Here is a 10,462-nt window from a genome sequence, read left to right on the forward strand (position 1 = left end):
AATCAACGTTGAAAGAGTAGTCTCATTCCGACGACCGGGTTATGTGGTCTTTTGCCGCGTGACAGGTTGCCTCAGGTGCAGCGTCATGCGATCCGCAAAAAACAATAGGCGGAGAAAAACACCGGTCGCTCAGCAACTTTTTGTTACATGGGAATGATAATCTGCCTTACCCCTACCCAGGTGAGTCACCCCAATGCCCACCGAGACACCGTTGCTGCTGCGCCATCACCGCCCTTTCCTCGCTTTCTGGCTGGCTCGGATCTTTACCGCCAGCGGCTTTCAGATGCTTACCGTAGCCATTGGTTGGAATCTCTATCAATTGACCGGCAACGTACTCGACCTGGGGTTGGTCGGGTTGGTGGAGTTCGCCCCACGGGTGCTGTTCATGTTGCATACCGGCCATGTCGCGGATCGTTATGACCGGCGCAAGGTCGCGGCGCTGTGCCAGACCTTGCAGGCCTTGATCGCCCTGAGCCTGGCAATCGGCAGCGCGACGAACCACGTGACCCGGGAAATGATCTTTATCCTGGCCTTTCTGCTCGGGGCCGCGCGCTCCTTTGAGATGCCCACCACCCAGGCACTGCTGCCGTCCATTGTGCCGGCGGCGCTGTTCCCCCGCGCAGTGGCGGCCGCACAGTCGGCACAGCAACTGGCGACCATTGTCGCGCCGGCCATCGGTGGCCTGCTGTATGCCTTTGGCAGTGTCTGGGTCTACGGCCCGACCGTCGCCTTGTACGCCATTGCCTGCCTGCTGATGCTCAACCTGCCGACACGCCAGACACCGCTGAACAAGACCAAGGCCACCCGGGACTCCCTGTTGGCGGGGATTCGCTTCATTCGCAGCCGCCCGGACATTCTCGGGGCCATTTCCCTGGACTTGTTCGCGGTGCTGCTGGGCGGTGCGACGGCACTGTTGCCCGTGTTCGCCAAAGACATCCTGTTGACCGGCGCCTGGGGCCTGGGCCTACTACGTTCGGCACCGGCAGTCGGGGCGTTGCTGATGTCGCTGTGGCTGGCGCGGTTCCCCGTGGAGCGCAAGGTCGGGCGCATCATGTTCACCGCCGTCGGGGTATTCGGCGTCGCCACCATCGCCTTCGGCCTATCGACCTCATTCTGGTTTTCCCTGGCGGTGCTGATGGTGCTGGGCGCGGCGGACATGATCAGCATGGTGATCCGAGCCTCCTTCGTGCAACTGGAAACCCCGGATGAAATGCGCGGCCGGGTCAGCGCGGTGAACGGCCTGTTCATCGGCGCATCCAACCAACTGGGCGAGTTCGAGTCCGGGCTGACCGCCCATTGGTTCGGTACCGTGCCGGCGGTGGTTCTCGGCGGGGTCGGTACCCTGGTGATTACCGGGACTTGGATGAAGCTGTTCCCGACCCTGGCCAACCGCGACCGCATGCACGTCCAAAAGTATGAAACCGCGCCCGTCGCTAGTTGATCTCGATGGTCGCCGTCATCGTCCGCACCGGCATCGTCAGCGACCGGTCACTGAAGCTGAAGGTACCCTGCTGCTGGTCCTGCAGGTCGTAGATATAGCTGTATCCGACCACCGCCCCGCCGTTGCAGGGCGCGAACGGTTTGTTGAACTTACACAAGGCATTGCGTTGGCTGTAATTGAGCGGGGCACCGTTGAACGTCGCTCCCGCCGCACGCCCATAGCCTAGCTCGACCACCGTGACGGTGATATTCGGCCCGCGATGAGCAATTTGCGTGCGTCTGCGGCCGTCGGAAACATCCTCGACCGCCGCCGAAGACGCCACCGTATAGATGGCGACCCCTTTTAATGGCGCCGCCGGTGCCGCATAGGCCGGGATGCCGACCGACAGCAGCAGTACACCGGTACACCGAGCTAGGCGATTAATCCGTTGTTTCATGATTGGCTTCATAAAGCGCCCTCGTCTGTCGACGAGTATGCCTCAGGCACGGCGTTGGCAGTAGCTCATGCAGGGTGCTGACGCAATAGCATCATCACTCCGTCCCATTCCTGCCGCCGACTGGTATGATGCGCGGTTTTTCCCACAGGCGAATTTCACCAGGCCACCAGAGTCTGTGCTTTGCTGTTGGGACCCATTCATTCGAGGCGTCGAAGGCGCCATTGGGGAGCAGAGATGCTGGAAAGGCTGTTTCAACTCAAGGCACACAATACCAACGTGCGCACCGAGATTCTCGCGGGCGTCACGACCTTCCTAGCCATGGCCTACATTCTGTTCGTCAATCCGAGCATTCTCGGCGAAACCGGCATGGACAAGGGCGCGGTCTTCGTTGCCACTTGCCTGGCAGCCGCCATCGGCTCGGCGGTGATGGGCCTGATCGCCAACTACCCGATCGCTCTCGCACCGGGTATGGGCCTCAATGCCTTCTTCACCTACACCGTGGTTCTGCACATGGGGCATACCTGGCAAGTGGCGCTAGGGGCCGTATTCATTTCGGCGGTCTGCTTCTTTCTCCTGTCGATTTTCCGTATCCGCGAATGGATCATCAACAGCATCCCGCTGCCGCTGCGCTCGGCAATTGCCGCCGGTATCGGTCTGTTCCTGGCGCTGATCGCCCTGCACAACGCCGGTATCGTGATCGGTAACCCGGCGACCATGGTCGGTCTCGGCGACCTCAAACAACCGGCACCGATCCTCGCCACCTTGGGCTTTGCCGCCATCGTCGCCCTGGAGGCCCTGAAAGTCCGTGGCGCGGTACTGATCGGCATCCTGGGAGTAACCATCGTCTCGATCCTGATGGGTTTCAGTCCGTTCGGTGGCATCATCTCGGCCCCGCCGTCGCTGGCACCGACCTTCCTCCAACTGGACATCAAGGGTGCCCTGGATATCGGCCTGGTCAGCGTGATCTTCGCCTTCCTGTTCGTCGATCTGTTCGACAACTCAGGCACCTTGATCGGCGTCGCCAAGCGCGCCGGATTGATGGGCAAGGACGGGCACATGCCGAAAATGGGGCGTGCGCTGATCGCCGACAGCACCGCCGCCATGGCCGGTTCGCTGCTAGGTACCTCGACCACCACCAGCTACATCGAATCGGCAGCGGGCGTCAGTGCCGGCGGCCGCACCGGCCTGACCGCCATCGTGGTCGCCGTACTGTTTCTCCTGGCGTTATTCTTCGCGCCACTGGCCGGCAGTGTCCCGGCCTTCGCCACCGCGCCGGCGCTGCTGTTCGTGGCCGTGCTGATGGCTTCGGGCCTGGCCGAAATCAACTGGGATGACGTGACTGAGGCGGCTCCGGTGGTCATCACCGCCCTGGCCATGCCGTTCACCTACTCCATCGCCAACGGCATCGCTTTCGGCTTCATTGCCTGGACCGCGATCAAGCTGCTGTCTGGCCGCGCACGCGAGCTGAACCCGGCGCTGGTGATTCTGTCGATTCTGTTTGTGATCAAGTTGGGTTGGTTCAACGCATGACTTTTGATTCCTCGACCTACGCCGCTCAGCTCAACGACAAGGTGGCGCGCCTGCGCGACCTGCTGGCGCCGTTCGATGCCCCCGAGCCGCAAGTGTTCGACTCGCCGCGGCAGCACTTTCGCCTGCGGGCAGAATTCCGCCTGTGGCGCGAAGCGGGCGGGCGCCATTACGCCATGTTTTCCCAGGACGACAAGCGCACGCCGATCCTGATCGAAGACTTCCCCATCGCCAGCCCGCGCATCAATCAACTGATGCCCCAGCTCAAAGCCGCCTGGCAAGCCAGCGCCCCCCTGAGCCACAAGCTGTTCCAGGTGGAATTCCTGACCACCCTGGCAGGCGATGCGCTGATCACCTTGTGCTATCACCGCCCGCTGGACGAGCACTGGCAAACCGCCGCCGAGCAACTGGCCGCTGAGCTGGGCGTGAGCATCATCGGCCGTTCCAAAGGCAAGCGTGTGGTGATCGGCCGTGACTATGTGGTGGAAACGTTCGATGTTGCCGGTCGCACCTTCAGTTACCGGCAACCGGAAGGTGCCTTTACCCAGCCCAACGGCACGGTGAATCAGAAGATGCTCAACTGGGCCTATGAGGCGTTGGGCGAACGCTCCGACGATCTGCTGGAGCTGTATTGCGGCAACGGCAACTTTACCCTGCCGCTGGCGACCCGGGTGCGCAAGGTGCTGGCCACCGAGATCAGCAAGACCTCGGTCAATGCCGCTCTAAGCAACCTCGACGAAAACGCCGTGGACACCGTTACCCTGGTGCGCCTGTCCGCCGAGGAGCTGACCGAGGCATTGAATGAGGTCCGACCGTTTCGCCGCCTGCAGGGCATCGACCTGAAAAGCTACGCGTTCGCCAGTGTGTTCGTCGACCCACCGCGTGCGGGCATGGACCCGGACACCTGCGAGCTGACTCGGCGCTTCGACAACATCCTGTACATCTCCTGCAACCCCGAGACCCTGGCGGCGAATATCGCGCAACTGCACGATAGCCACCGCATCGAGCGCTGCGCGCTATTCGATCAATTCCCCTGGACCCATCATATGGAATCCGGCGTCTTGCTGACTCGTCGCTGACGCCCACACCGCTGGTGAGTTCGCATGGACGCGGACTTGCCGCCAAGGGGACCGCGCGGTGTACCAGCTATTGCGCGTCAGCCCTTCACAAACCCGAACAACTGCGCCGCTGTGTTGCACAGTAGATGCTGGCGCAACGGTGCGGCGCCAGCCAGACGGCGCAGACGCCCGAATTCGGAACCGAAATCCACTTGTTGTTCATGCTGGGTATGGGGCCAGTCACTGCCCCATAGCAAGCGATCCGGTCCCAATCCCTGCAACATCAACGACAAGGCCTTTTCGGCGAAATGCTGGTTTTCCATGGGCGTACCACCGAGCCGATAGATAGCCGAGACCTTGATCCACAGCTGCCCGCTTCCCCCCAGCTTCAGCAGACGGGCAAAGGCTGACTGTTCGACCCCGAGTCGCGAATCGGGACGACCGAAATGATCCACCACCACTCGACAACCCTGCTCTAGCAATGGCTGGAGCAACCCCGGCAGGTCCTCCAATTGACGATGCAGTTCGACATGCCAGTCCAAGCGGCGCAGGTGCTGGAAGAACACCTGCCACGATGCCTCGGCAAAGTCCGGCAGCGCTTGCCCCATCAGGTTCAGGCGCACCCCCACTACACCGAGCTCGGCCATCCGCGCCAGTTCCGCAAAGGCAATGTCGCGCTCGACCACCACCACACCGCGTAACCGCGCAGGCATCTGCTTCAACGCCGCCAACAGATAGCCATTGTCGGTGCCGAGAAAACTCGGTTGCACCAGCACGCCGTGACTCAGGCCGTTTTCCTGCAAGCGCGCCAAGTAATCGGCCAGGGGAGCATCATACTCCGGTGCATAACGACGCACGGTCGCCAGCCCCAGGCCACGCTCGAAAACATGCGCATGGGCGTCGATGCCGCTAATCGGTATTGAGCAAATCTCGGACATGGAACTCATCGATGGAAAGGTTGAACACAATCCCTATAGAAAGGGCCAATCGACGCTCGGTGGCTGGACGTTATTGCCGGCTATCGAGCGGCGACTTCTACAGCTTTTGTAGCGCTTTCAAGATAGCTGATGAGCATTGCCGCTCTTGGCGGATAACGCATCCGACGCAGCTCCCAGCAGGTTAATACCTTTGGTTTCCGGTAATGCCAACGCGGCCAGCACCGCGACACCATAGGCGACCCCGGCATCGATACCGATGGCCGAACCGAGGGACATCGATTCGCTCATATGCCCGACCATGAAGGGGAATACTGCCGACAGCACCCGACCGAAGTTGTAGCAGAAGCCCACGCCGGCACCGCGTACATCCGCCGGGTACAACTCATTGAAGAAGGAACCGAGGCTGGCCGGAATCCCGGCGGCGAAGAAACCCAAGGGGAAACCGAGGAACAACATCTGCGTATTGCTCAGCGGCAGGAACAGATAGCACTGCACCGTGATCACGCAACAGAAGGCAAAGAGAATGATGTTCTTGCGCCGACCGATACGATCCAGCAGCAGGCCGCTGACGACGCAGCCGAACCAGAACGCGACGATAATCACCGCCAGGTAGCCGCCGGAGCTGAGTACCGAGAGATGGCGTTCGGTCTTAAGGAAGGTCGGCAACCAGGTCATCACCGCGTGATAACCGCCGTGAGCCCCCAGGCCGAGAATACCGCCCAACAGCGTGACCCGCAACAACTCGGGACGAAAGATCCCCGCCATCGAAGCCAGCAGGCCGCGCCCTTCGGCTTTGGCTTGGCGTTGCGTGCTGTCAGGCTCGACCACACTGCGTCGCACATAAACCACCAGCAGCGCCGGCAACAGGCCCACCACGAACATCACGCGCCAGGCCATGACCTCGGGTACGAAGGTGTAGATCAGGGTAAAGGCGCCGACCGCCACGCCCCAACCGATCGCCCAGGCACTCTGGACCGCGCCCATGACCTTGCCTCGATAGCGAGCCTGGATGGTCTCCGCCATCAGCACCGCGCCCGCCGCCCACTCGCCGCCGATGCCGACGCCCTGTAGCGCCTTGACCACCAGCAACTGGTTGAAATCGGTGACAAAGGCCGAAAGGAAGGTGAACAGCGAGAACCAGAGGATCATCCATTGCAGGGTGCGCACCCGCCCGTAGCGATCGGACAGCGTGCCGCCGAGCCAGCCGCCGATGGCCGAGGTGATCAGGGTTACGCCGCTAACCAACCCGGCATCGCCCTTGCTCAGGGCGAAGGCGGCGATCAGCGCCGGAATAGCCAGGCCGAACATTTGTACTTCCAGGGCATCCAGGGACCAACCGCCAAAGCACGCCCAGAATGTCTTGCGCTCCCGTGAAGTGATGTCGCGATACCAACTGAACATGATTTTTTATCCTTTATAAGTGAACACGGAGCCGGTCTGGTGGCCTGTGTGATTAGTTCGTTAGCTAAAGTTCGGATGCCGTACCTTCATGACCCAGGCGCTGTGACGAGTCATAGCCGGCTATGGCGAGGAACAGCAATGCGGGTCAGGGGCTTATGACGCCGAAACTGACTCACAGCACTCGCCACACAGGCCACCAGGGTCAGCGGATTTCAACGCTGTAGCGGAAGTGGCTGGCATGGCCACGCGAACGCCGCCACTCCAACGGTCGGCCAGCGTAGTCGCGAGCCAGTCGTTCGATCACTACCACCGGGCTGCCAGGCTCGATCTGCAGCAGTCGCGCCGGCACCTCGCCCACGGATTCGGCGGTGAGGGTTTCTTCGGCACAGGCAACGACCTGGCCGCACAACTCTTCGTAGATCGGATAAAGCAGCGGCCCCTGGCGGTCCAAATCGACGCTCAACAAGGCTTGGAACGGTGTCTTCGGCAGCCAGATTTCCTCGGCCAACACCGGCATGCCTTCCAGCAACCGCAGCCGGACCAGGCGAATCACCTCGGCCTCGGGCGCCAGCCCCAGTGCCTGGCTGACAGCGGAGGGCGCGGCCAGGGAATCGATGGTGAGAATCCGGCTTTGCGGCACTTGCCGTTCACCGGCCAGGCTCTTGAAGCGAAAAAAGCGGAACAGCGAAGACTGGAACTGCGGACGACGGATAAAAGTGCCCCGGCCCTGCTGACGGTCAAGGATGCGCTCCTCCACCAACTTGTCGATGGCCTTGCGCACGGTGCCGATGGACAACTGGTATTCGCCGGCCAGCACCGCTTCGGTGGGAATCGCTTCGCCTGGGCGCCAGCGGTTGTTGGCAATTTGCCGAGCCAGCTCGTCGCGCAGGCGTTGATAGAGCGGAAGACGTTCGTCGCTGGAAAGTGTGCTCATTTTTATAGTCATCCAGTCATCTATATGAATTCACACTCAGTATTCTCCTTGTATGAAAAAGCGTCAAGTACACAAAGATAAAAGGCGTCACCGCCCCTGATCGTTCTTCATGGAGCCTGGAAGCGATCCAGGAGCCAACAGACCGAGTGGGATTCGGCGCTTTGCAATGGAGCTACCTCGAACCACCGAGCTATCGGAAATATTCTGCTGCCATACACCGTCCGATAGAGATAACCCAGGGCACTATGGCGGTACTCCTCGCGATAAAGGCGTTCGAGCTGTGCAGTCGCGTGGCACCTGATGTGCAACGTCAAACTTTATAAGGCGCATAATTTTGAGCCTTATCCTATATAAAGCTCTTGATATTGAGCTTTATAATAAAATATCTATCACATAAGGCGTGTTACAGTGAACCTTATCAACTATAAGGCTTATTCTGGTAAGTGTTATGAAGGATTTTTTTCCAGTTGGCTGTAGCGATACCCTCAGTAAAATCGGGCTTCTGGTAAAAGCCAGGCGCCTGGATCTCGGTCTGCGCCAGTCAGACTTCAAATCCAGCCTGGGGATTTCCGAGCATACGTTGCGCAAGATCGAGAATGGCTCGGAGCAGGTAGACCTCAGGTCCTTTATGCTGGTGCTCTGGCGCCTGGGCATCAACGAAAGGATTTTCGATTCACTGGAAGGTATTGAAAACACCTCGCAAATCACCAGGTACACCACTGACCAGGACAGCCATACAAGCCTGTCCTCCAAACGTGTTCGCCTGTCCAAACCCAAGACGGAAGATTTCTGATGTCCCGTGCCTATCTCTACATGGAGCACCCGCAGACAGGCGCAGTCATCACCCTCGGTCGACTGCCTCTCCAGGGCAAGGTCGGCGAGTTCCTGTATGCCCCCGACTACGTGGCCAGCAAGGGCTGGGTCCCGACCCCATCAACTATCCGCTGCGTGTTGAAGCCTATACCGGCATCGCCAAGAATCGCGGTATTCCGGGCTTCATCAACGATGCCATGCCGGACGGCTGGGGGGGAACGCCTGCTTCACCGCGTCCACGGCCAGGGACTAACCACCCTCGATTTCCTGCTCAAATCACCGAACAACGACCGCATTGGCAACCTGATGGTGGGACGATCCGCCTCCCCCGCTCCAGGTCTGGGCTCCGAGCCTGTACCTACATTAAGAGGCCTGGCGAAATTCGTCGAGGCCTGCGAAGCGGTCTACGACAGCCAACTGGATCAGGAGTCGGTCTCGATATTGAACCTGCGCCAGCAGCGCTCGTCACTGGGCGGCGCTCGCCCGAAGCGCACCTTGCAGGATCACGGCATGTTGATCCTGGCCAAACCTCGCGACCGCTTTGACCAGTACGACCTACCCGCTGTCGAGTATGCGTGCATGACCTTTGCCGCCTCCAAGGGCCTGAAGGTCGCCCGGACTGCCCTGCACGCGCAAACCCCGTCCACACTATTGGTGGAACGGTTTGATCGGACACCGCTGGCCGAAGGCGGCAGTCGCATCCCCATGCTCAGTGCGCTCACCTTGCTCGACGCCGAATGGATGACCCGGCATGACTGGCGTTACGCGGGTGTGGCCGACGAGATGCGCCGTCGCGGTGTTCCCCACCAGGGTATGCGTCCGGCCAAGTCATCTACCCAACCCCGCAACGCCAGGACATGGTGTGCACTTAAATTAAGTGGACGCCAGTTCTAGCCTTTTAAGCGGGTATGTCATGCAGCCAACACGCCGTTCCTATTCCAAATCCTTCAAGGCCCAGGTCATTCAAGAGTGTGTCCAGCCCGGCGCTTCGATTGCCAGCGTCGCCCTCAGCCATAGCCTCAACGCAAACCTCGTCCACAAATGGATTCGAGTGCAAGCGCAGAAAAACACAGCGCTTCAACCTGCATTCATCCAATTGCCTATGCAAACAACGGCGCACGTATCTTCATCGAATATCAGTGTTGAAATTCTGCACCCACGCGCCACCGTCAAAGTGAATTGGCCAACCGATAGCGCTGCTGCCTGCGCCGCTTTCCTTCGAGACCTGTTGCGGTGATCCGCATCGACGCCATCTGGCTCGCCACCGAGCCCATGGACAGGCGTGCCGGCACTGAAACGGCGCTGGCTAAGGTGATCGCGGCGTTCGGGGCGGCAAAGCCGCACTGCGCCTATCTGTTTGCCAATCGCCGCGCGACTCGGATAAAAGTGCTGGTACATGATGGGATCGGCGTTTGGCTGGCTGCACGTCGCTTGAACCAAGGCAAGTTTCACTGGCCAGGCATTCGACAAGGCCGCGAAATGCAGCTCGATACCGAACAACTTCAGGCCTTGGTGCTCGGCCTACCTTGGCAGCGTGTTGGCGCTGGCGGGTATGCGTCCGGGCATCACGCCTTGCGTGATTAGACCGGCTGCCACCTATGCGGCAGCAACTGATCGATTTCACTCACCCGCTGCGTCGGCAGGCGCGTGAGGACATCTTTTAGATACGCGTACGGATCATGGCCATTGAGCCACGCAGACTGGATCAAACTCATAATCGCGGCAGCCCGTTTGCCGCTGCGCAGCGAACCTGCGAAGAGCCAGTTTTTGCGCCCCAACGCCCAAGGCCGGATCTGGTTCTCCGCCCAATTATTATCAATGGGTACAGCCCCGTCATCGAGGTAGCGCGACAGCGCTGCCCAGCGTTTCAGGCTGTAATCGAGTGCTTTGCTGATGGCTGAGCCTTCGAGCACA

General features: G+C 60.3%; 12 protein-coding genes. 7 read left to right on the forward strand and 5 right to left on the reverse strand.

Annotated elements, in window-relative coordinates:
• Positions 1 to 193: 193 nt before the first annotated feature.
• Positions 194 to 1,441 carry an MFS transporter gene (locus BMX68_RS14740; RefSeq protein ID WP_017132794.1) on the forward strand — a complete coding sequence of 416 codons (1,248 nt, stop codon included), beginning with the start codon at positions 194 to 196 and terminating at the stop codon, positions 1,439 to 1,441.
• On the opposite strand, the gene BMX68_RS14745 is transcribed toward BMX68_RS14740, so the two are convergent.
• Positions 1,434 to 1,877, reverse strand: coding sequence for a DUF4879 domain-containing protein (locus BMX68_RS14745; RefSeq protein ID WP_017132793.1), 444 nt, complete (start codon positions 1,875 to 1,877; stop codon positions 1,434 to 1,436). The genes BMX68_RS14740 and BMX68_RS14745 overlap by 8 nt on opposite strands.
• Positions 1,878 to 2,111: 234 nt before the next feature.
• Here BMX68_RS14745 and BMX68_RS14750 point away from each other — a divergent pair, with 234 nt between their 5' ends.
• A complete protein-coding gene (locus BMX68_RS14750; RefSeq protein ID WP_017132792.1) occupies positions 2,112 to 3,407 on the forward strand; it encodes an NCS2 family permease in 1,296 nt (431 codons plus the stop codon).
• The gene (gene trmA / locus BMX68_RS14755; RefSeq protein ID WP_017132791.1) at positions 3,404 to 4,483 is read left to right on the forward strand and encodes a tRNA (uridine(54)-C5)-methyltransferase TrmA; all 1,080 of its coding nucleotides are present in this window, start codon (positions 3,404 to 3,406) and stop codon (positions 4,481 to 4,483) included. Before BMX68_RS14750 ends, trmA begins: the two co-directional genes overlap by 4 nt.
• 77 nt (positions 4,484 to 4,560) lie before the next feature.
• Here trmA and BMX68_RS14760 read toward each other — a convergent pair whose 3' ends face one another.
• From BMX68_RS14760 to BMX68_RS14770, 3 genes are all read right to left on the reverse strand, one after another.
• Positions 4,561 to 5,400 carry an amidohydrolase family protein gene (locus BMX68_RS14760; RefSeq protein WP_017132790.1) on the reverse strand — a complete coding sequence of 280 codons (840 nt, stop codon included), beginning with the start codon at positions 5,398 to 5,400 and terminating at the stop codon, positions 4,561 to 4,563.
• A gap of 117 nt (positions 5,401 to 5,517) precedes the next feature.
• Positions 5,518 to 6,801 carry an MFS transporter gene (locus tag BMX68_RS14765; RefSeq protein ID WP_017132789.1) on the reverse strand — a complete coding sequence of 428 codons (1,284 nt, stop codon included), beginning with the start codon at positions 6,799 to 6,801 and terminating at the stop codon, positions 5,518 to 5,520.
• 202 nt (positions 6,802 to 7,003) lie between these two features.
• Positions 7,004 to 7,735, reverse strand: coding sequence for a GntR family transcriptional regulator (locus tag BMX68_RS14770; protein WP_017132788.1), 732 nt, complete (start codon positions 7,733 to 7,735; stop codon positions 7,004 to 7,006).
• A gap of 448 nt (positions 7,736 to 8,183) precedes the next feature.
• Between BMX68_RS14770 and BMX68_RS14775 the strand changes: the two genes are divergently transcribed.
• The 4 genes from BMX68_RS14775 to tnpB are packed head-to-tail and all read left to right on the forward strand — an operon-like array spanning position 8,184 to position 10,132.
• Positions 8,184 to 8,528 carry a helix-turn-helix domain-containing protein gene (locus tag BMX68_RS14775; RefSeq protein WP_017132787.1) on the forward strand — a complete coding sequence of 115 codons (345 nt, stop codon included), beginning with the start codon at positions 8,184 to 8,186 and terminating at the stop codon, positions 8,526 to 8,528.
• On the forward strand, positions 8,528 to 9,442 hold the full coding sequence (locus tag BMX68_RS14780; RefSeq protein WP_248672846.1) for a HipA domain-containing protein: 915 nt from the start codon (positions 8,528 to 8,530) through the stop codon (positions 9,440 to 9,442). Before BMX68_RS14775 ends, BMX68_RS14780 begins: the two co-directional genes overlap by 1 nt.
• A gap of 19 nt (positions 9,443 to 9,461) precedes the next feature.
• Positions 9,462 to 9,785, forward strand: coding sequence for an IS66-like element accessory protein TnpA (gene tnpA, locus BMX68_RS14785; protein ID WP_039792696.1), 324 nt, complete (start codon positions 9,462 to 9,464; stop codon positions 9,783 to 9,785).
• Positions 9,782 to 10,132, forward strand: a complete 351-nt coding sequence (gene tnpB / locus BMX68_RS14790; RefSeq protein WP_017132786.1) for an IS66 family insertion sequence element accessory protein TnpB — start codon at positions 9,782 to 9,784, stop codon at positions 10,130 to 10,132. The genes tnpA and tnpB overlap by 4 nt, the downstream gene beginning before the upstream one ends.
• Here the strand turns inward: tnpB and BMX68_RS14795 are convergent.
• Positions 10,129 to 10,462, reverse strand: a 334-nt coding sequence (locus BMX68_RS14795) for an IS66 family transposase (RefSeq protein ID WP_143063295.1), incomplete at its 5' end; no start/stop codon positions are given. The two genes, tnpB and BMX68_RS14795, sit on opposite strands and share 4 nt — an antisense overlap.

It is taken from the genome of Pseudomonas agarici, assembly GCF_900109755.1.
Classification (GTDB): Bacteria; Pseudomonadota; Gammaproteobacteria; order Pseudomonadales; family Pseudomonadaceae; genus Aquipseudomonas; species Aquipseudomonas agarici.